Origin of the sequence: Streptomyces sp. NPDC006602, assembly GCF_042870385.1 — a bacterium.
Classification (GTDB): Bacteria; Actinomycetota; Actinomycetes; order Streptomycetales; family Streptomycetaceae; genus Streptomyces.
Map to the genome: position 1 here is coordinate 104206 of NZ_JBIAHG010000005.1, position 19377 is coordinate 123582.

Below are 19377 nucleotides of genomic sequence, written 5' to 3' on the forward strand. Positions count from 1 at the left end.
ACATGGACATCGGCGTCTTCATCCCGATCGGCAACAACGGCTGGCTCATATCGAAGAGCTCTCCGCAGTACATGCCGAGCTTCGAGCTGAACAAGGCCATCGTGCGCAAGGCCGAGGAACACGGCCTCGACTTCGCCCTGTCGATGATCAAACTCAAGGGGTTCGGCGGCGAGACCCAGTTCTGGGACCACAACCTCGAGTCGTTCACGCTGATGGCGGGCCTGGCCGCCGTGACCGACCGGATCAAGCTGTACGCCTCCACGCCGATCCTCGCGCTGCCGCCGGCGATCGTCGCGCGCATGGCCGTGACGGTCGACTCGATCGCCCCCGGCCGGTTCGGCGTCAACATCGTCACCGGCTGGGCGCCGGGCGAGTATTCCCAGATGGGCCTGTGGCCCGGTGACGAGCACTTCGGCAACCGCTACGCCCGTGCCGTCGAGTACGTCACCGTGATGAAGGAGCTGTGGAGCGAGGGCGTCAGCAACTTCAAGGGCGAGTTCTACGAGATGGACGACTGCGTGCTGTCACCCAGGCCGGTGAACGGGCACATTGACATCGTTGCCGCGGGCCAGAGCAACACCGGCATGAAGTTCGCCGCCGAGCACGCCGAGTACAACTTCATCCTGGGCAGCGGCGTGAACACCCCGCTCGCCCTCGCGGACACCACGGCCACGCTCGTGGACATGGCGCGGGAAACCGGCCGTGACGTCGGCGCGCTCTCCCTCTTCATGGTCATCGCGGACGAGACCGACGAGGCCGCCCGGGCGAAGTGGCAGGACTACCACGACAACGCCGACCGCGCGGCGCTCGCGTACATGGCGGGGGAATCGGCCACGGACACGACCGCCGACGACTCCTCCACCGCGCGGACCATCTCGCTGCCCGAGGGCGCCGTGAACTTCAACATGGGCACGCTCGTCGGCTCGTACGAGACCGTCGCCAAGATGCTCGACGAGGTCGCCGAGGTCGCCGGCACCAAGGGGATCATGCTGGTGTTCGACGACTTCCTCGAGGGCCTCGAGACCTTCGGTACGCGCGTCCAGCCGCTGATGACGTCCCGGTCGGGCGGGTCGGCGGCGGCCTGACCCGGCTTTCCTGCCCCCGGGGCTCAGGAACCGTCGGGGGTCAGGAGCCGTCGGGGGTCAGGAGCCGTCGGGCTGGCAGTGCGGGCACCACACCGTGGTGCGGCTCGCCATACGGGAACGACGCAGGTGGGTGCCGCAGCGCGGGCAGGCCGGGTCGGGGTCGTCGCGGTGGCCGGTGAGCCAGGAGTCGCGCGGGGGGACGCAGCCGGCGGTGACGGCGGAGCGCAGGGTGCGGCGCATCTGGGTGTAGAGGCGGCGGCGTTCGGGCTCGGTGAGGTCGTTCGCCCGGCCCATGGGGCTCAGCCCGGCCCGCCACAGGATCTCGTCGGCGAGCAGATTGCCGAGTCCCGCCAGGACCGACTGGTCGGTGAGGACGGTCTTGACCCGGCCGCGGCGGGAAGCGAGCGCCGCCTCGAAGTCGTCGCGGTCCACCGCCAGCGCGTCGGGCCCCTGCCCGTCCAGCAGCCGTACGACACCGGACTCGTCGTCGGCCAGCCACAGACCCCGGAGCTTGCGCTGGTCGCGGTACCGGACCTGGCGGTCGCCGTCCACGGTGAACAGGACCCGGTCGTGGGCCTCGATCCGGTCGTCGGGGCTGCCGCAGACCAGCCGGCCGGTCATGCCGAAGTGCAGCATGAGGGTGGGGCCGTCGCCGGTGCGGGCGAGCAGCCACTTCCCGCGCCGCTCCGGCCTGCCGAACCGGCGGCCTTCCAGCGCCTCGCGCAGCCGCCGCGCGCTCACCCCGTGCAGGACTCCCGCGTCGCGCACCTCGACGCGGCGGATGACCCTGCCCTTCGCGCAGGACTCGAGCACCTCGCGGAATCCCTCGACGTCCGGCAGCTCGGGCATGGGGCACGTCCTCTCTCCCCTCCCTCAGGACATGGTCACTCGCGGCAGGCCGACGCGCAGCCCCACACGCTCCGCGCGTCAGCGTGCCGGTGCGTCACCAAGCGGTGCGTCACCAAGCCGGTGCGTCACCAGGTCAGGGCGTCCGCCATGGTCGACTGCCAGTACGAGACGCCGATCGAGTCGTCGACGTACACGCCCTTCGCGGGGAGTGACGGGTGGGCGGCGCTCGTGCCCTTGTCGAGGAAGACCGCGAGGGACTTGGCGGTGTGGCCGTGGGAGCCGCTGCCGTCCCCGGCCGCGAGCAGGACGCTCGCATAGCCCGACTCGCCCGGGGCCAGCGTGACCACCGCCTGCGGCTTGGAGTCCTCGAAGGCCGGCGGGACGGACTGGGCCTCGTCGAACCGGACGGCCGGGTAGCCGGTGAGGTCGCAGTTCTTCGAGCCGGTGTTGGTGACGGTGAGGAGAAGGTGGTTCAAGGGCCGGGAGACCTCCGTGGCGGCCATCCGGGTGATGGTGGCGGAGCAGGGGACGGTGGCGGACGCCGAGTCCTTCGAGCCTCCGGACGCCGAACCCGTCGAACCTCCGGACGCCGAGCCCTTCGAACCCCCGGACGCCGGGCTCGCGGGGTCGCCCTGTCCCGTCCCCGTGGACGTTCCCCCGCTCCCCTCGGTCGACGGCGTGGCGGACGCCGCGGACGGTGTGGGCGAGGACGTGGCGGAAGCCGTGGACCCCGATCCCGCCGACGCGCCCTCGTCACGGACGCCCTCTCCTTGGTTGCACGCCGCCAGCGTCAGCGTGGCGACCGTGATCGCGGCGGCGGCAAGCATACGGGTGCGGTGGGTGCGTGCGGACATGTGATCCCCCTGGTGCGGTACGGGCGTTGGCACGGGCCGCTCGACCGGGTGCCGGGAGCGGCGTGCTTGGATGACCAGAGCTTGTGCGGTGATCCGTCCCGGCCGCCACGTCTGCCGGTGCATCCGGGACGCTGGAACGCCTGCACCAGCTGTGACCAGGGGGAACGACCTTCCCCTGGAACGGGGTTACGGAACAAGGGGAGAGGGAGGAACGGTGGCGGGGGACGACTTCTCGGAGCTGTTGGGCCGGCTGAAGGAGCGGTCCGGGCTCAGTTACGGGGTGCTCGGAAAGCGGCTGCACACGAGTGCGTCCACGCTTCACCGGTACGTCAACGGGGACGCCGTACCGACGGACTACGCGCCCGTGGAGCGGTTCGCGCGCGTGTGCAAGGCGACGCCCGAGGAGCTGGTGGAACTGCACCGGCGGTGGGTGCTCGCGGATGCCCGGCGGGGGCAGAAGGCGGGCGGTGCCCCGGCCGAGACCGAGACCGAGGCCGAGGAACAACCTCGGGCGGAGGTAGCGGCGGACGTGGTGGCGGACGTAGCGGCGGAGGCTCCCGTGGCGCGGCGGCGGCGTACCGTCGTCCTCGCCGGTGCCGCCGTGGCCGCCGCCGTCGTGTCGGCCGCGCTCGTGGTGAATCTCGTCTCCGGCAAGGGTGATGACGACCAGGGCGCGAAACAGTCCGTGGGAGCCGCCTCAAAGTCCGTGGACGACAGTCCCGGCGCCTCGAAGTCCCCTGGCGGGAAAGGCGAGTCGGCGTCGGTTTCGGCCTCGCCGTCCGCCTCCCGCAGCGGCGGTCCTACGGCTGCCACCGCCTCCCCCTCCCGCAGCGGCGGGGCCGGAGCGGGACAGGGCGGCGGTTCCGAGGACGGGGCCACCGCGCCCGACGTCGCCGTGGATCCGTACAAGTGGGACGGGCCGTGCAGCCAGCACTACCTGGTCGACCGGAAGCCCGAGCAGATCCCTCCGCCGCCGGCCGAGCCGGACGCGCGCGGGTGGGTCACCGCGCTCGGCGGGGTCGCCGGCGGGCAGCAGATGCTCGCGCTGACCGTGCAGGGCACCGGGAAGGCCACCGTCGTCCTGGACAAACTGCATGTGCGGGTGGTGGAGAAGAGCGCGCCGCTCGCCTGGAACGACTTCGCGATGGGCGTCGGGTGCGGTGGCGGCGTGGAGACCGCCTCGTTCGGTGTGAACCTGGATGCCGGGCGGCCCTCGACCTCCCCGAAGGCCGGGCAGCGCGACTTCCCGTACAAGGTGAGCGAGTCCGACCCCGAGGTCTTCTACGTCTTCGCGGACGCGCGGGCGCACAACGTGAGCTGGTACCTGGAGCTGGACTGGTCCAGCGGCGGCAAGCAGGGCTCCGTACGCATCGACGACCACGGCAAGCCGTTCCGAACGAGCGGGAACGTGGGGCGGCCCGCGTACAACTACCCGCTCGGTGGCTCCGAGTGGGCGCGGGACGAGTGGAACCCCGACATCCCCGGCTGAGCGCACGACAGGCGGTGCATGACAGGCGGTACACGACAGGCGGCATTGCGACCATGGAACTCAGGGGCGCCGGGAGGAGTTGGCAGGAGGACCGGCGGAACGCCTTCGGGCGACCGGAACGACATGGGGAAGCCGAGGTGGCACTGATGGCGATGTGGGATCGGATCAAGGACCAGGCCAAGGGGCTGCAGCAGCAGGCGCAGGGCACGCGGGGCGCCGGCAGCCACGGGCGGCCGGGGTCGGGGTCGGGATCCGCCGGGGGATCGCGGGCGCAGCTGGTCAACACCCTCAAGTCCCAGCTCACCTCTCTCAAGACGGAGCTGAAGAGCGGCGCCTACCGGGATGCCAGCATGGCCATGTGCGCCCTGGTCGCCGCTGCCGACGGGCAGGTCGACCCGGCCGAGCGGCAGCATGTGGAGTCGCTGATCCTGAACAACGACGTCCTGCAGAACTTCCCCTCCGAACAGCTGCGGCAGCGCTTCAACAAGCACGTCGACCAGCTGGCGCTCAACTTCCAGCAGGGCAAGGCCGAGGCCCTGCAGGAGATCGCCAAGGCCGCGAAGAAGCCCACGGAGGCCAGGGCGGTCGTACAGACCGGCTTCGTCGTCGCGGGTGCGGACGGATACATCGCGCCGGCCGAGGAGCAGATCCTGCGCGAGGCCTGCTCGGTACTCGGCCTGTCCGCCCAGGAGTTCGGCCTCTGACGCACGGCGCCGCCGCGCGGCGGCAGGTCGCGACCGGCCCCGCTCAGCCGTGCAGGTCGCGGTAGGCCGCGGCCGCGCCGGGGTTTGAACTGCACTCGTTCTAGTGAAGATGAGCGATTATTCCGCGCACGATCCTGGCGAACATCGAGGCCAGCCAGGCCGTGGATGTCACCGGTGGTGTGGGCCTGTACGCCCGGGTCTCCTCCCATGACCAGAAGGCTGACCTGGAGCGGCAGACCGCGCGCCTTGCAAAGTGGGCGGCGAAGGCCCGGCACCGGGTCGTGCGTGTGGAGTCGGAGATCGCCTCGGGCATGAACGGAGCGCGGGCGAAGGTCCGACGCCTGCTGGCCGACCCGGCCGTAACGACCGTGGTCGTCGAGCACAAGGACCGCCTGGGCCGGATGAATGTTGAGCTCGTCGAGGCCGCTCTGGCCGCGCACGGCCGCCGCCTGGTCGTCCTCGACGAGGGCGAGGTCGAGGACGACCTGGTCCGCGACATGACCGAGGTCCTGACCTCGTTCTGTGCCCGCCTGTACGGCCGCCGCTCGGCGGGGAACCGGGCGCAGAAAGCACTTGAGGCGGCCGCGGAGTGAACGAGCGAACGCAGCCGTTCCGTCCGGTCCGGGACCCGTTCGTGGTCCAGGACCGGGCGGGTGTCGCGATCCGTGACCGGTTCAAGGACCTCACACCCCAGGACGACAAGGTCCTGCGTCTGGTCGGCGCCCACCTCGGTTCTCTCGCAGCCGCTGACCTCGCCCTGTACTCGCGGGCCGGTTTCGAGCGCACCAACCAGACCTGGGCCACCCGCAAGCAGGACCTGACCGCCGGGTCGTCGTCGCGTTGGGCCGGTGCCGTCACCAAGGGCACCCACGACCAGTACGCCCTGGCCCGGCGCGGCCAGTTCGCATACCGCGACAAGCTCACCGACGGCATCCGCATGCTTCGGCACCGTCTGTCCCTCCCGGTCGGGGAGAAGGGCACGAAGGGCAGGCCGGGTGGGTACCGGTCGCAGGCGGAGTGGTTCCGCAAGTCCCGCCGACTCCACATCCTCAAGGCCCGTCTCGCGGCCGTCTCGCAGGACATCGCGACCGGTCGGGTGCACGTCGTGCGCGGCGGGAAGAGGCTCGCGAACAACCGGCACAACCTGGCCGCCGCCCAACTCACCGAGACCGGATGGCGGGAACGCTGGGAGGCTGCCCGCTGGTTTTTGAGCGCGGACGGCGAGTCGGGGAAGCGGTTCGGGAACGAGACGATCCGCGTCGCCCCGGACGGCGAGGTCTCGATCAAGCTGCCCAAGCCGCTTCGGTACCTGGCCAACAGCCCGCGTGGCCGGTACGTCCTGACCAGCCGCGTCGCGTTCCAGCACCGGGGCGAGGAGTGGGCCGACCGCATCGCCCACGACCGTGCGGTCGCGTACGAGATCCACTACGACGTGGCCAAGGGCCGCTGGTACCTGACCGCCTCGTGGAAGCGCCCCGCCGTGCAAACCCTCCCGTTGGAGGCGGCGCGGGCGGGCGGGCTGATCGGTGTGGACACGAACGCCGACCACTTCGCCGCGTACCGCCTCGACCAGCACGGCAACCCGGTCGGTGACCCGCAACGGTTCACCTACGACCTCACCGGCTCGGCGGACCACCGCGACGCGCAGCTACGCCACGCGCTCAGCCAGTTGCTGCGCTGGGCCACCCGGATCGGCGTCACCGCGATCGCCGTCGAAGACCTCGACTTCTCCGACGGGAAGACCCGCGAGAAGTTCGGCCGCAAGAAGCGCTTCCGGCAGCTCATCCACGGCATCCCCACCGGCAAGGTCAAGGCCAGGCTGGTGAACATGGCCGCCGAGCACGGCCTGGCCCTGGTCGCCGTCGACCCGGCATACACCTCCAAGTGGGGCGCCGAGCACTGGAAGACACCCCTGACCAGCAGCAAGCGTGCGATGACCCGCCACGACGCAGCGGGCATCGCGATCGGAAGGCGCGCCCTCGGGCACCCGATCCGGCGACGGACGAAACCGCCCCGCCACCACCAGAGCGATGGTGGCGGGCATCGGACCGTCCAGGCCGATTGTGGTACTCGGGGGCGTGAGGGACTCCGCCGGACACGGAACGGAACCAGCCCCCAGAGGGCGGCGACCGGCCGTGCGGTCACAGCGGGGAACCAGCGTGCCCAACACCGTTCGGGACACGCGGCTGAGCATGGGTCCTGGCAACAGGACTCACTCCCGCTCAGTCTTTAGGAACGGTGAGGAAGGGGCCCGCGTCGGGTGACTCCACCAGGAGCTGCGGGGCGACGGTCTGGTCCGCCGACGATTCGTTTCGGTAGGTGACGGTGACCTCATGACTCTGTCCGTCGGCCGCGAGGGGGCTCGCGGGCAGGTCCACGAAGTCGACGGGTGCGGACGACACCGCGGCGGCGGACTGATGCGTGGTGGCCGCCGCCGCGGGCCCCGCCGTGGCCAGGCCGGCCAGCCCACGACGAGAGCCAGGAAACCAATCCTGAGACGGCTGTTCTTCGATGACACGCTGTTCCTTAGGGTTCGCAAAGGTGAATTGGTGTGCAGCGTAACCCGATTCGACGCCCGGCGGATCAGCCGAATGGCCGAGGCGGGGAGTTCACCACATGTGACCTCAACTCCACTCTGAGGAGCGAGAGATGAACTGCTCTCCACTTCTCGTGGATATTTCGTGGATACCCCCCGGTAGCGCCTCTCAGGCGCCAACCGCAGTCATAGCGGACTGATAACTTCCGCTCACCGGCCCGGGGGAACCGCAAAGCCGGTACCAGACCTTGAAAAATGAACCCGGACGGAATGCCTTGCGCGCTTCTCGTGAAAATCCCGGAGGAAGGCACCGCTGGCGGGTGCCGAAAAGTCGACGCGGTCGAATACTCGCGGCCGGCGGAACAGCCGTAGTGGCGGGGGCACTTGTCGCACCGCTGGCGTCGGCGGCCCTGACCAGCCCGTCGCAGCCCGGCGCCACGCCGCTGCCGGACCGGGTGACCGACACCTCCCAACTGCCGTCCGGATGGCGGCAGTCCGACGACCGCGTCGTCACCTACGACGGAGACGGCACCGGACTGCACGTCCTGGTCGCCGACGCCGCGCACGCCTACAAGTGGCGCACCGCGGCCACCCTGTCCGAGCCGGGCATCGACACCGACCAGTGGATCGGGCAGAGCTGCGTGACGGCGTCGGGCGACCGGGCCGTGGTGGTCTACGCGCCCCGGCAGGCCAGCAACGACCAGCTGGGCTTCCAGCAGGGCGCGTTCGCGGCCGTGGTCGACCTGGCGGACGGCACCGTGACCAAGCTGCCGCAGCTGGTGTCGCTCGCCTACTTCAACCCCGGCTGCGGCGACGGCGAACAGGCCGTGCTCTCCCGGCCGCAGGGCGAGGGCACGCAGCTGCTGACCGTGGACGCGCGGCAGGGAAGTGTGACGCGTCAGCAGACCGTGCCCGGTCAGCTCACCTCGGCCGTGCCCTTCGGGACCGGCATCGCGGCGGCCACCGGCGACTCGGTGGTGGCGGTGAACCGGCAGGGCGACGTCCACACCCTGGCCCGGACGGCGGGAGCGCCGTTCCGTCTGGTGCCGGACGCGCACAGCGGCCTCGCGTACCAGGTCCCGGCCACGGGGAAGAAGGTGCAGGTCCGCCGGGTCACCGACGACGGCACCGACCGGCTGCTCGGCTCCGGCGCACTCGGCGCCCTGGCGGTGCGCGGCACCGGCGGCCGGGTCTTCGTGACCGGGAAGGGCGCACAGGAGGACACTCCGGGCTCCGTGCTGCCGAAGAGCTGGCCCAAGGGCTGGCAGGTCCTCGACGTCCCGGCCTCGTCCGAGGTCTCCACCACCGGCGATCTCGCCCTGACCCGGGTCGGCAACGGCGCGGAGGCGGCCGGCGGCAAGACCGTCACCGTGTTCCCGGCCGCCGACGCCGCCCAGCCGGTCGGCATCGACGCCCTGGCACCGGACACCGGCGCGACCTTCGACTTCCGCGTGAAGCCCGGGGCACCGCGGCAGGGACAGGGCGCCGAGCAGTCCCCGGCCCTGGGCAAGGCCGGGGCGGACACATCGACGGGCCTCCACACGAACAGCGTCGAGAACCCGTCGGCCGGCCTGCACACGGACAGCCTCCAGAGCTCGTCGGCCGGCCCGCACACGGACAGCGTCGAGAGCCCGTCGGCCGCCACTCGGGCGGACGGCGGCGCCGACGACCCGGCGCACACCACGACCGACCCGGACCGTGCCTGCGCCGTCACCCGCAACGACCCGGAACTCCAGGCGCTGCAACCGTCCCCCGCCATGGTCGAGTGGGCCACCGACCTCGCCGTCCAGGGCAAGCTCGACGTCCGCCGCCGGTCCGGCTGGAACGGCACCGACCTTGCGTCGTACACGCCCCAGGGGATGTTCCCGCCGGTCACGCTCGAAGGCGGCGGCCGGGTGCCCGCGCAGGTCATGCTCGGCGTGCTCACCCAGGAGTCCAACCTGGTGCAGGCGACCTCCCGGGCGGCCGCGGGCGAGAGCGGCAACTTCATCCAGGGCGGCTACTACGGCAACGGCGGCAGCGTCCACACCGTCGACTGGTCGGCCGCCGACTGCGGTTACGGCATCGGCCAGGTGACCAGCGGCATGGCCCGCTCGGACACCACCTACACCGCCGAGCAGCAGAAGGCGATCACCGTCGACTACGCGGCCAACATCGCCGCCAGTGTGCAGATCCTCCAGGACAAGTGGAACCAGCTGCACAAGCAGGGCATTCTCGCCAACGGCGGTGACCCCCGGTACCTGGAGAACTGGTGGTTCGCGCTGTGGGCGTACAACAGCGGCTTCAACCAGCCGGACGCCTCGGACGCCGCCGCCCCCTGGGGCCTGGGCTGGTTCAACAACCCGGCCAACGGCCTCTACCCGCCGGACCGGAAGATGTTCCTGTCCTCCGGCTACGACGACGCCCGCAACCCCAACCAGTGGACCTACCCGGAGCGGGTCCTGGGCTGGGCGGCGTACTCGCAGCAGAAGACGGACCCGACGACCGGCACGACCGGCCGGGCCTTCACCGTCGGCACCTGGCCGACCGGCAACGCGCCGGACGCCCAGCCGCCGCACGCCGCCTTCTGCGATCCCGCGGTCAACGAGTGCGACACCTCCAAGCCGCACAAGGTCGAGGGTTCGAGCCAGCCCGAGGGCCCCTGCCAGCGGGACGACTTCAAGTGCTGGTGGCACGAGCCGTCGACGTGGACGGACTGCACCGCCACCTGCGGCACCGAGGTGCTGACGTACGCGGCGACCGACCCCGAGCCGAAGGCCACCTCACCCCGTCCGGCGTCCTGCACCTCCACACTCCCGTCGGACGCGCTGATCGTGGACGACGTGCCCAACACGGTGAAGTTCCTGGTGGGCGGCACCAACCCCTGCGCCGGCGAGAAGAACTGGACCAGCCGGGGCACCCTGTCGTTCACCTTCGGCTCTGCCCAGCAGAACGGCGCGACCGTCTACCCGTCGAAGATCGACTTCCATCAGCTCGGTTCGGGCTTCGGCGGCCACTTCTGGTTCACCCACACCCGGGTGCCGACCTACACCGACTCGGTCATCACCGGCACCTGGACGCCCGACCGGTCGATCCAGGGCTGGGCGCGGGTCCTGGTGCACCTGCCGGACCACGAGGCCAACACCGGCCAGGCGACGTACCGCATCGACCTCGGTGACGGCACCGTCGTGACCAAGACGATCTCCCAGGACACCGGCGGCAAGAACGCCTGGGTCTCCCTGGACTCGTACGAGTTCCACGGCACCCCGAGCGTCTCCCTGAGCTCGGACACGGCCGACGGCACCGGCGACGCATCGATCGCCTGGGACGCCCTCGCCTTCGAGCCCCTGCCCGACAAGCCCTCGGACGCCGCCACGGCGTCCCCGTCCCCACAGAAGTAGGAGCCGGAGCAGCAGACAGCCCCCAGGCCCGTGGCCCGGGGGCTGTCTGCTGCCCTTGACCACGACGTGCCCTGTTCACCCTCGTGCCGGACAGCGCTTCCGGTCATACGATGACAAGTAGGCCAGTGGACTGGGAGCAGGCATGATCCGTTCAGCCGAAATCCGTGAGTGGCGCAACCACGACGTGGTCGACCTGAGGGGCCACAAGATCGGCATGCTCGAGGCGATCTACGTGGACACGACCACGGACGAGCCGGCCGTGGCCACCGTCCGCACCGGTCTGCCCTCCCGCCGGCGGCTGGTCTTCGTGCCGCTCGACGAGGCGGTCCTCGGGCCCGACTACGTCAAGGTCTCCCATCCGCGCGGGGAGGTGCGGAAGGCGCCTTCCATCGGCACGGACGACGTCCTGCCCGCCGAGCGGGAGGAAGAGATCTTCCAGCACTACGGCATGACGTACCAGCCGGGGCCCCACGGCGAACGCCAACTCGCGCGCCAGTGACCCCGTCCGCGGCACCAGGAGGTGTTCGAGTTGATGGTGACTTTCCTGCTGCTCCTCCTCGTGGCCGTCGCGCTGGGCATCATCGGCGCGGCGGCGGACGGCCTGGGCTACCTGCTGGCCATCGGCATCGTGCTGTTCCTGGCCGATGTGGCCTTCATCACCGTACGAGGCGCTCGGCGCGGCCGTCGACGGCCCATCCGCTGAAAAACGAGCAATATCTGTGACGGTGAAGTGAGAAATCGACGCGACGCGCGATGAGTATTCCCCGGTCGACAGACTGAGCGAAATCATCGACCGTGCACGGCCGATCGCACCATGCTACTGTCGATCTCAGTTGCAGGTGTGGTTGCCAGAAGGTTTTTCCGACGGGCCGATCATCACGGCGACCGGAGTCCGCACACGGCGAACTCCGAACACCGTCCCAAAGGAGAACAACATGGCTACTGGCACCGTGAAGTGGTTCAACGCGGAAAAGGGCTTCGGCTTCATCGAGCAGGACGGCGGCGGCCCCGACGTCTTCGCCCACTACTCGAACATCGCCGCCCAGGGCTTCCGCGAGCTTCAGGAGGGGCAGAAGGTCTCCTTCGACATCGCCCAGGGCCAGAAGGGCCCGACGGCCGAGAACATCGTCACCGCCTGACGCTGAACCAGACGCTGACTTCGCAGCTGGGGCCCGCACCTTGGGGTGCGGGCCCCAGCTCGCTGCGTTCCAGGGCGCCGCACAGAAATACTGCGCCCGACCCGGATATCCAATTCCCGATATCCAGTGCTCGACCATCGGTTGGAATTCACATTCGGCTCGTTCTTGCAATTCTCTGCGCTGCTCAGCTGCGGGAATTCCTTGGTACGCGCCGCATCAAGGAAGGTTCCCTATGAACCGCGCCTACACGCGCACCCGCACAAACGACCGCTTCTCCCGTACCCGCACCGGAGGCGCCGCCTCTGGCTCGGCCTCGGGCTCGGCCTACTCCAAGAAGCGCGGCAACCCCGGCCGCGGCGGCCGACAGACCGCACAGCAGGGCGAGTTCGCTCTGCCGAAGACCATCACCCCCGCTCTGCCCGCCGTCGAGGCGTTCGCCGAACTCGACATGCCGGAGCGGATGCTGGCCGCACTGGGCCACGAGGGCGTGACCGTTCCGTTCCCGATCCAGGCGGCGACCCTGCCGAACTCGCTCGCAGGCCGTGACGTCCTCGGCCGCGGCCGCACCGGTTCGGGCAAGACCCTCGCCTTCGGCCTGGCCCTGCTGGCCCGTACGGCAGGTCGCGTCGCCGACCCCCGGCAGCCGCTCGCCCTGGTCCTCGTACCCACCCGCGAGCTCGCCCAGCAGGTCACCGACGCGCTCACCCCGTATGCACGAGCCGTGAAGCTGCGGCTGACGACCGTCGTCGGCGGAATGTCGATCGGCAGGCAGGCCGGTGCGCTGCGCGCCGGAGCCGAGGTCGTCGTCGCGACGCCGGGACGGCTCAAGGACCTCATCGACCGGGGCGACTGCCGGCTCGACCGCGTCGACATCACCGTCCTCGACGAGGCCGACCAGATGACGGACATGGGCTTCATGCCCCAGGTCACCGCCCTGCTCGACCAGGTGCGTCCCGACGGCCAGCGGATGCTCTTCTCGGCCACTCTGGACCGCAACGTGGACCTGCTGGTCCGCCGCTACCTGACCGACCCGGTGGTGCACTCCGTCGACCCGTCCCAGGGCGCCGTCACCACGATGGAGCACCACGTGCTCCACGTGCACGGCACGGACAAGCAGCAGACGACCACCGAGATCGCCGCGCGCGACGGCCGGGTCATCATGTTCCTGGACACCAAGCACGCGGTGGACCGGCTGACCAAGCACCTGCTGAGCAGCGGCGTCCGCGCCGGTGCCCTGCACGGCGGCAAGTCCCAGCCGCAACGCACCCGCACGCTCGCCCAGTTCAAGGACGGGCATGTGACGGTGCTGGTGGCGACCAACGTCGCGGCCCGCGGAATCCACGTCGACAACCTCGACCTGGTCGTGAACGTGGACCCGCCCACCGACCCCAAGGACTACCTGCACCGCGGCGGCCGTACGGCCCGGGCCGGCGAGTCCGGCAGCGTCGTCACCCTGGTGACGCCCGATCAGCGTCGCGACATGACCCGGCTGATGATCTCGGCCGGCATCACCGCGACGGTGACCCCGGTGCGTTCGGGCGAGGAGGAGCTGAGCCGCATCACGGGCGCCCAGGTCCCGTCCGGCGTCCCCGTGGTCATCACCGCACCGGTGGTGGAGCGTCCCCGCCGCGCCGCGTCCTCGTCCTCGTCCCGGGGCCGTCGTGGCCGCGGCGGCCAGGGCGGCCAGGGCGGCCAGAGCCGCAGTGGACAGACCGGCCAGAGCCGCAGTGGACAGAGCGGCCAGGGCGGCCAGAGCCGTGGCGGTCAGAGCGGCCAGGCCCGGACCGCCGGCGAGGCCGGGCGCCGCGGCACGACGGCGCGCCGCAGGTCCTCCTTCGATTCGGCGGCGTAACACGTTCGGGGGAGGGGGAGCCGGTCCGGCTCCCCCTCCCCCTTCTCCGCCATGTCGGCCATCTCGCAGGAGGCACTCTTTGACATCGGTTCAGATGCGGCGACACCCGGCGGCTCCCGTCACCACTACTCTGGTCGGCGTGGATGCGTCCGGGCCTCGAGTCTGTGACGACATGACGGTCGAGGTGGCCCTGTCGGTCATGGCCGGCGCCCGTGTCCAGTATCTGATCGTGTGCGACGGGGACGACGAGAGCACCGGCTCGATCACCCGAGCCCAGCTCGCCCGCCTCCGGGACAGCTCGGCGTACACGGACCGGATCCGGCTGCGGGACATCCTCGGCGGACCCTCGGTCAGGCCGTTCCCCTTCTCTTTGTGAGGCATTATGCGTTGTGTCATCGCCCGCTACCCGTTCGACCTCACCAAGGCCGGGGTACTGGACTCGATGAAGGGCATCAAGCCCGAGCTCGTCACGGGTGAGTCCGTGACCATCGGTCGCCGCCGCTACCCCGTCAAGCAGGTGGGGGAGATCCTCACCCGGCAGGACCGTCGCGACTTCTCCGCCGGTGAGGTCACCCGCGCGATGGCCCGCCTGGGCTTCACCTGTCACGAGCACCCCCAGGCCGTGCCGGCGCCCGCGCCGGTGCTCAGCCCGCTCCAGACCGCTTCGGCGCTGCTCGGCAGCCCCGAGCCCCAGGAGGTATGAGGACGGGCGAAAGCCGCCTCAGCACAGCAGTGAGGGCCCCGCCGACGCGCGTCGGCAGGGCCCTCACTGCTGTTGTCACTGGTCGGAGTAGCTGAAGTCGCCCACGGTCCAGGCGCTGACGTCGTTGATCGCGACTCGGTACATCCCGCCCGTCTCGGGGATCCCGACGGTGCCCTGCAGGATCCGGGCCAGATGGAAGTGCAGATGCGTGGGCGCTTCGCCGGGGTCGGGTCGGCGCTCCGCCCGGTCGGCGGTGAAGACGTCGGCGAACGGGCCGAGGTGGTCCGAGTCCTTCAGGACCTCCGACACCCGCTCCCGCCACACGGCTTCGGGAGCCAGTCGGCCGGTGATGACGGCACCTCCGACGACCACGGTCAGCGACATCTGATTGCTCTGCTCGGACTCCACCATGGCGCAGATGGACACGAGCAGCTCGTCAGGGTTCGGCATGAGAGCCGAGTCTATGCGGCGGACGGCCGGGGATGTGCGTACCCCAAAATACCTGGCTCTCCAGACGAGTGAAATCTATCTTTGCCAGGGTAGACATTGGGCGCCGTCATGGGTAGCGTTTCTGTCGTAGACGAGATCCGAGCACGGAGGAGGAGACGCCATCAGGATCGCCCGGACCGACTCGTTCGGCCCGGGTACCGCAAGACCCCGGATTGGAAGGTGGTCCCCGGTCACGCAATCGCGATCCCCGCACCCCCGCCCCACCGCAGGGCCGGGTGACGGATGGAGCAGGTCGGCGCCGTAAAGGGCCGACAGATGGTGTTCAATTTCCTTCGGGGCCCTGGTGCCGTTCGGCACCGGGGCCCCTCGACGCGTTGGTCAACGAGGTGACATGACAGCAGATACCCCGCTCAGCGATCGTCTGGACGACGACGACTTCCCCGCGTACACGATGGGCCGGGCCGCCGCGATGCTCGGCACCACGCCGGGTTTCCTCCGAGCCATCGGCGAGGCCCGGCTGATCACTCCGCTCCGCTCGGAGGGTGGGCACCGCCGGTACTCCCGCTACCAGCTGCGGATCGCCGCCCGAGCCCGTGAGCTCGTCGACCGGGGCACCCCGATCGAGGCCGCCTGCCGGATCGTCATCCTCGAGGACCAGCTCGAGGAGGCCCAGCGCATCAACGCCGAGTACCGCCGGGCCGCGGGCAAGGCATCCGAGAGCTCCAGTTCCGGTTCAGGCTCCCGCTTCGGCTGAGCACCGTCAGGACCGTGCGCGTGCTGCCTTGACGAATGCCGTGATCAGGGCGGGGTCCTTGACCCCGCGGCTCTGCTCCACCCCGCTCGACACGTCGACGCCCCACGGCTGCGCCGCGTCGATGGCGTCCCGCACGTTGTCCGGGCTGAGGCCGCCCGCGAGCAGCCACTTCTCCCCGGATCCGACCGGCGGCCTGGTGGACCAGTCCCAGGTGACACCGGAACCCGGCACCGGCGCGTCGAGCAGCATCATGTCCTCGCCCATGTCCCCGAAGCGCGGCGCTAGATCACCGAACGCCGCGGCCCGGATCAGCGTCCACCCACCCGTCGCCAGCTCGTCGTAATACCCGCGGTCCTCCGGCCCGTGCAGTTGTACGGCCCGGATCCCCGCGTCGGCGGCCACGGACCGCACCTCCTGCAGGGGCTCCTCGCGGAACACGCCGACCGTCAGCACGTTCTCCGGTACGCGACGGCACAGCCGCGCGGCCGTGGCGGCATCGATCCGGCGCGGGCTCGCCGAGAACACGAACCCGATGGCGTCGGCCCCCGCCTCGACCGCCGTGTCGACGTCCCTCTCGGTCTTCAGACCACAGATCTTGACGAACAGGGAGTTGCTCACGCTGGTGCTCCAGTGGGGCGTACGACGGGAAGCGGGTGGGACAACGTTACCGGCGTGGCCGTCCCGTCCGGCCCGCGGTCAGGCTCCACGCTTCCAGGCGGGGTCGCGGCCCGCCAGGCCCAGGGCGCGGTCGAACAGCGGGGCGGTCGCGGGCACGGGTACCTCGGGGCCGAAGACGCCGTACCGTCTGGCCGTCTCGGCCCTGGCGGCGACGTTCTCGTACACCGCCGCGGCGAGGTCGTCGTCCACGGCCGGCTGCCGGCCGGTGGCCACGGCCAGGTCCCAGCCGTGGATCAGCCACTCGCACAGCAGGATGCCGCCGACGAAGGGGGCGGGCATCGCGCTGCGGCCGGTCAGGGACGTCTCGCCGGACCAGGCCCGCGGGTCGCTCCACACGGCGGCGGTCGCCGCGGAACGGACGGCGTACGCCTCGGCCCAGTCGGGCTCCGCGGTGAAGTCGTGCCCCTCCGCCACCCGGTCCGACGGCGGCTGCTTGATTCCGGCGGTGTGCCCCAGTACGGCGGTCCAGAAGACCAGGTGGTTCACGAGGGCGCGCACCGTCCGTTCCGTGCACGGGGTCGGCCCGTCGAGGTCGTCGGGCACGATCCCCCGTACGACGTCCACGGCGACCGCGGAGGCCCGGCCCATCAGAGGTGCCAGTTCCATGACCCCATGCTGGGCCGGCCGACGGCGCCGCGTATTGAAGAAACGCGACAGCTGGTGGGGTGGGCCCCTTTGCTTCGCGGTCTTCGCGGTCTTCGCGGTCTTCAGGTCTTCGCGGTCGGACCTGCGCGGCCGGACTCGGCGGTCGGGCTTCGCGGTCAGGCTTCGGAGCCGGAGAAGCACATCGCGCGGCGGGGGACCCGGCCTCGGGGAGGTGTTCGCGCCAGGATCCGTGCGGGCCCCTGCCAGGAGGGACATGACGGCGATCGGCGTACGAGTGCGGTGGCCTGCGCGGTGCGAGGTGAGAAGGGGAGACCGTTCCGCATCGGGATGGCCGTATGACGGTGGTGCCGGGCGGAACGGAACGGGCCGGGAATCGGCCGGTGTCAGCCGCCCGGACTCCCGAACGGATCCGGCGTCGAGCCGGAGGCGAGCGGTGGCTGTGACTGTGACTGAGGAGGTGTCGCGTGGCAGGTGAAGCCGAGGCGGACCAGTGCCCGGGTCACTTCGCCGGCGGTGAAGTCACGGCGGTCCTGACGGGTGATGACCTCGCCGACCTGCTTGACCGGGAACACCTTGCGCCCGATGACCACGCAGGCCCCGGTCACTTCCTCCGGTCGGATGCCGTCCATCTTCGACTCCACCTCGGACTTGACGAGGTCGAAGGGGAAACGGGCGATCACACAGCGCATGGTGCCTCACCTGGGGTCGGGCGGAGCATGGCGGGAAACGCGGGTGCGCGCGGAAAGCGCAGGGCCGACGCGTGGCCGGCCCAGGGAAAACGAACAGGGCCCGCACCCAAGGTGCGGGCCCTGTCGTAGCGCTAACTAGGCAGGAACGATGTTCTCCGCCTGCGGGCCCTTCTGGCCCTGAGTGACGTCGAACGTCACCTTCTGGCCTTCCTGCAGCTCGCGGAAGCCCTGGGTGGCGATGTTCGAGTAGTGGGCGAAGACGTCAGCGCCGCCGCCGTCCTGCTCGATGAAGCCGAAGCCCTTTTCCGCGTTGAACCACTTTACGGTACCGGTGGCCATGTCATATCTCCTGAGGCAGTGCTGGGGACCCGCACCTCGCGAATCTCCTCATCGCCGTGATGATCACCTGCCCGGAAAAACCGGCAGCAAAATGGCAACCACAACTGCAACTGCGTCGAGCCTAGCACGGAAAGAATTCGATGCGAGGGGACGACAGGGGATGACTTCAGCGATCCCGTCAGCCCGTAATAACGCCCGCGCACGAGTCCCACCAGAGAGCCTCCGAGTCGTCCGAGAATCCTTTTCCCGGGTCTACTCGAATTTCTTCCCCGCTCGCGTCATTTTTCTTCCGCGGCCGGATCAGATATTCACTCGTCGCCGTGGCGCAGCTCCTCGTTGTGGCGCAGGGCCTCCTCCAGCTGGTCCTCGAGGGCGATGATGCGGATGGCGGCATCGATCGGGGTCCCCTGGTCGACCAGCTCGCGGGCCCGGGCGGCCAGGCGCAGCTGGTGGCGCGAGTAGCGGCGGTGGCCGCCGTCCGACCTCTTCGGGGCGACCAGGTTCGCCTCCCCGAGGGCCCGGAGGAACCCGGGCGTGACGCCGATCAGCTCGGCGGCCCGGCCCATGGTGAACGCCGGGTAGTGGTCGTCGTCGAGCCGGTCGGCGGCCTGCGACTGGTCTTCCGAGGGCATGTACGCCTTCCCGCGGGCCGCCCGGGCGCGGCCCGCCGCATGGGGCAGTTTCCCGTACGAGAACTCTAGTCGCCCGTGCGGAATCCCTGCTGCGGCGAACACAGATGTGCGATGCCCGTCGGCCGGGCGAGCCCCGGCCTGAGCCGCCCGTCGGCCGGGGCGAGCTCCGGCCCGTCCCCGTGCGCGTACCCGTACGAGAACTCCGGGGAGGTCATGACCCCTCCGGAGTACGGTGGACACGACCGGGGGCGTGTGGCAGACCTGCGGCGGAAGAGGAACGGTGACCGACATGGGCTCGACGTCCGAGCGCCCGCCCGACGGAGACGAGCTCGCCGAGGTCCGCATCATCGCGGCGGACCCGGACGTCGCCCAGCGGGTCGCGCTGCTCCTGCGCCAGGTGTTCCACGCCGACGAACCCCGCAGCTACCCCACGGGCCCGGACGGACACGGCACCCTTCTTCACCTCACGGTCGACACCGCCCGAGTCGCCGACGCGGCGCCCGACCCCTCGACCTGGCTGATCAGCAGCCGCTCCCAGGGCCGCCGCGCCCACACCGACGAGCCGGGCTGACACCTTCGCCCCTGACCGGGTCCGGGGTACGTCGTCCTCCGCCGCCTCACCTGACGGTGCAGGACGA

Annotated in this window: 24 protein-coding genes and 1 pseudogene; 15 read left to right on the forward strand and 10 right to left on the reverse strand. The window is 70.5% G+C overall.

Annotated elements, in window-relative coordinates; all coding sequences use genetic code 11:
* The first annotated feature begins 2 nt into the window (after positions 1–2).
* Positions 3–1085, forward strand: coding sequence for a pyrimidine utilization protein A (rutA, locus tag ACFYO2_RS15525; protein ID WP_388349589.1), 1083 nt, complete (start codon positions 3–5; stop codon positions 1083–1085).
* Between the two features lie 57 nt (positions 1086–1142).
* Here rutA and ACFYO2_RS15530 read toward each other — a convergent pair whose 3' ends face one another.
* Together ACFYO2_RS15530 and ACFYO2_RS15535 are read right to left on the reverse strand one after the other, a co-directional pair.
* Positions 1143–1934 (reverse strand): Fpg/Nei family DNA glycosylase, encoded by a 792-nt coding sequence (locus ACFYO2_RS15530; RefSeq protein ID WP_388348791.1) that lies wholly within the window; start codon positions 1932–1934, stop codon positions 1143–1145.
* Between the two features lie 125 nt (positions 1935–2059).
* Entirely contained in the window at positions 2060–2437 is a 378-nt protein-coding gene (locus tag ACFYO2_RS15535) for a DUF4232 domain-containing protein (protein WP_388348793.1), read from the reverse strand.
* Here ACFYO2_RS15535 and ACFYO2_RS15540 point away from each other — a divergent pair.
* From ACFYO2_RS15540 to ACFYO2_RS15560, 5 genes and pseudogenes are all read left to right on the forward strand, one after another.
* Positions 2427–2792 carry a hypothetical protein gene (locus ACFYO2_RS15540; RefSeq protein ID WP_388348795.1) on the forward strand — a complete coding sequence of 122 codons (366 nt, stop codon included), beginning with the start codon at positions 2427–2429 and terminating at the stop codon, positions 2790–2792. The genes ACFYO2_RS15535 and ACFYO2_RS15540 overlap by 11 nt on opposite strands.
* A gap of 210 nt (positions 2793–3002) precedes the next feature.
* Positions 3003–4277, forward strand: a complete 1275-nt coding sequence (locus tag ACFYO2_RS15545) for a helix-turn-helix domain-containing protein (RefSeq protein ID WP_388348797.1) — start codon at positions 3003–3005, stop codon at positions 4275–4277.
* A gap of 146 nt (positions 4278–4423) precedes the next feature.
* Positions 4424–4981: a tellurite resistance TerB family protein gene (locus ACFYO2_RS15550; protein WP_388348799.1), complete on the forward strand. Its 558-nt coding sequence runs from the start codon at positions 4424–4426 to the stop codon at positions 4979–4981.
* Between the two features lie 122 nt (positions 4982–5103).
* Positions 5104–5574: pseudogene (locus ACFYO2_RS15555) on the forward strand (IS607 family transposase); the annotation flags it as partial.
* On the forward strand, positions 5571–7214 hold the full coding sequence (locus ACFYO2_RS15560) for an IS200/IS605 family accessory protein TnpB-related protein (protein ID WP_388348801.1): 1644 nt from the start codon (positions 5571–5573) through the stop codon (positions 7212–7214). The pseudogene ACFYO2_RS15555 and the gene ACFYO2_RS15560, both read left to right, overlap by 4 nt.
* On the opposite strand, the gene ACFYO2_RS15565 is transcribed toward ACFYO2_RS15560, so the two are convergent.
* Complete coding sequence (locus ACFYO2_RS15565) at positions 7204–7383, reverse strand: hypothetical protein (RefSeq protein WP_388348803.1); 180 nt, start codon at positions 7381–7383, stop codon at positions 7204–7206. The two genes, ACFYO2_RS15560 and ACFYO2_RS15565, sit on opposite strands and share 11 nt — an antisense overlap.
* A gap of 505 nt (positions 7384–7888) precedes the next feature.
* Here ACFYO2_RS15565 and ACFYO2_RS15570 point away from each other — a divergent pair.
* The 7 genes from ACFYO2_RS15570 (at position 7889) to ACFYO2_RS15600 (ending at position 14591) form a co-directional block, all read left to right on the forward strand.
* A complete protein-coding gene (locus ACFYO2_RS15570; RefSeq protein WP_388348805.1) occupies positions 7889–10897 on the forward strand; it encodes a hypothetical protein in 3009 nt (1002 codons plus the stop codon).
* Between the two features lie 142 nt (positions 10898–11039).
* Positions 11040–11396: a PRC-barrel domain-containing protein gene (locus ACFYO2_RS15575; protein WP_388348807.1), complete on the forward strand. Its 357-nt coding sequence runs from the start codon at positions 11040–11042 to the stop codon at positions 11394–11396.
* Between the two features lie 33 nt (positions 11397–11429).
* Positions 11430–11600, forward strand: a complete 171-nt coding sequence (locus ACFYO2_RS15580; RefSeq protein WP_388348809.1) for a hypothetical protein — start codon at positions 11430–11432, stop codon at positions 11598–11600.
* Positions 11601–11832: 232 nt separating this feature from the next.
* The gene (locus ACFYO2_RS15585) at positions 11833–12036 is read left to right on the forward strand and encodes a cold-shock protein (RefSeq protein ID WP_020113641.1); all 204 of its coding nucleotides are present in this window, start codon (positions 11833–11835) and stop codon (positions 12034–12036) included.
* A 232-nt stretch (positions 12037–12268) separates the two neighbouring features.
* Positions 12269–13888, forward strand: a complete 1620-nt coding sequence (locus ACFYO2_RS15590) for a DEAD/DEAH box helicase (protein ID WP_388348812.1) — start codon at positions 12269–12271, stop codon at positions 13886–13888.
* A 94-nt stretch (positions 13889–13982) separates the two neighbouring features.
* Positions 13983–14264 carry a hypothetical protein gene (locus ACFYO2_RS15595; protein ID WP_388349591.1) on the forward strand — a complete coding sequence of 94 codons (282 nt, stop codon included), beginning with the start codon at positions 13983–13985 and terminating at the stop codon, positions 14262–14264.
* A 6-nt stretch (positions 14265–14270) separates the two neighbouring features.
* Positions 14271–14591 carry an SCO5918 family protein gene (locus ACFYO2_RS15600; RefSeq protein ID WP_388348814.1) on the forward strand — a complete coding sequence of 107 codons (321 nt, stop codon included), beginning with the start codon at positions 14271–14273 and terminating at the stop codon, positions 14589–14591.
* 75 nt (positions 14592–14666) lie between these two features.
* Here the strand turns inward: ACFYO2_RS15600 and ACFYO2_RS15605 are convergent, their stop codons facing one another.
* The gene (locus tag ACFYO2_RS15605; protein WP_388348816.1) at positions 14667–15041 is read right to left on the reverse strand and encodes a hypothetical protein; all 375 of its coding nucleotides are present in this window, start codon (positions 15039–15041) and stop codon (positions 14667–14669) included.
* 391 nt (positions 15042–15432) lie between these two features.
* Between ACFYO2_RS15605 and ACFYO2_RS15610 the strand changes: the two genes are divergently transcribed.
* Entirely contained in the window at positions 15433–15795 is a 363-nt protein-coding gene (locus tag ACFYO2_RS15610) for a MerR family transcriptional regulator (RefSeq protein ID WP_388348818.1), read from the forward strand.
* A 6-nt stretch (positions 15796–15801) separates the two neighbouring features.
* Here the strand turns inward: ACFYO2_RS15610 and ACFYO2_RS15615 are convergent, their stop codons facing one another.
* From ACFYO2_RS15615 to ACFYO2_RS15640, 6 genes are all read right to left on the reverse strand, one after another.
* Positions 15802–16413 carry a phosphoribosylanthranilate isomerase gene (locus ACFYO2_RS15615; RefSeq protein WP_388348820.1) on the reverse strand — a complete coding sequence of 204 codons (612 nt, stop codon included), beginning with the start codon at positions 16411–16413 and terminating at the stop codon, positions 15802–15804.
* Positions 16414–16491: 78 nt separating this feature from the next.
* Positions 16492–17079 carry a TIGR03086 family metal-binding protein gene (locus tag ACFYO2_RS15620; protein ID WP_388348822.1) on the reverse strand — a complete coding sequence of 196 codons (588 nt, stop codon included), beginning with the start codon at positions 17077–17079 and terminating at the stop codon, positions 16492–16494.
* Positions 17080–17462: 383 nt separating this feature from the next.
* Entirely contained in the window at positions 17463–17768 is a 306-nt protein-coding gene (locus tag ACFYO2_RS15625; RefSeq protein ID WP_388348824.1) for an SCO5918 family protein, read from the reverse strand.
* A gap of 135 nt (positions 17769–17903) precedes the next feature.
* On the reverse strand, positions 17904–18107 hold the full coding sequence (locus ACFYO2_RS15630) for a cold-shock protein (RefSeq protein ID WP_010986199.1): 204 nt from the start codon (positions 18105–18107) through the stop codon (positions 17904–17906).
* Positions 18108–18415: 308 nt separating this feature from the next.
* Positions 18416–18739 carry a MerR family transcriptional regulator gene (locus tag ACFYO2_RS15635; protein WP_388348826.1) on the reverse strand — a complete coding sequence of 108 codons (324 nt, stop codon included), beginning with the start codon at positions 18737–18739 and terminating at the stop codon, positions 18416–18418.
* Positions 18740–18804: 65 nt separating this feature from the next.
* The gene (locus tag ACFYO2_RS15640) at positions 18805–18954 is read right to left on the reverse strand and encodes a hypothetical protein (protein ID WP_388348828.1); all 150 of its coding nucleotides are present in this window, start codon (positions 18952–18954) and stop codon (positions 18805–18807) included.
* Between the two features lie 74 nt (positions 18955–19028).
* On the opposite strand from ACFYO2_RS15640, the gene ACFYO2_RS15645 reads away from it, so the two are divergent.
* The gene (locus ACFYO2_RS15645) at positions 19029–19310 is read left to right on the forward strand and encodes a hypothetical protein (protein WP_388348830.1); all 282 of its coding nucleotides are present in this window, start codon (positions 19029–19031) and stop codon (positions 19308–19310) included.
* The last annotated feature ends 67 nt before the right edge of the window (positions 19311–19377 follow it).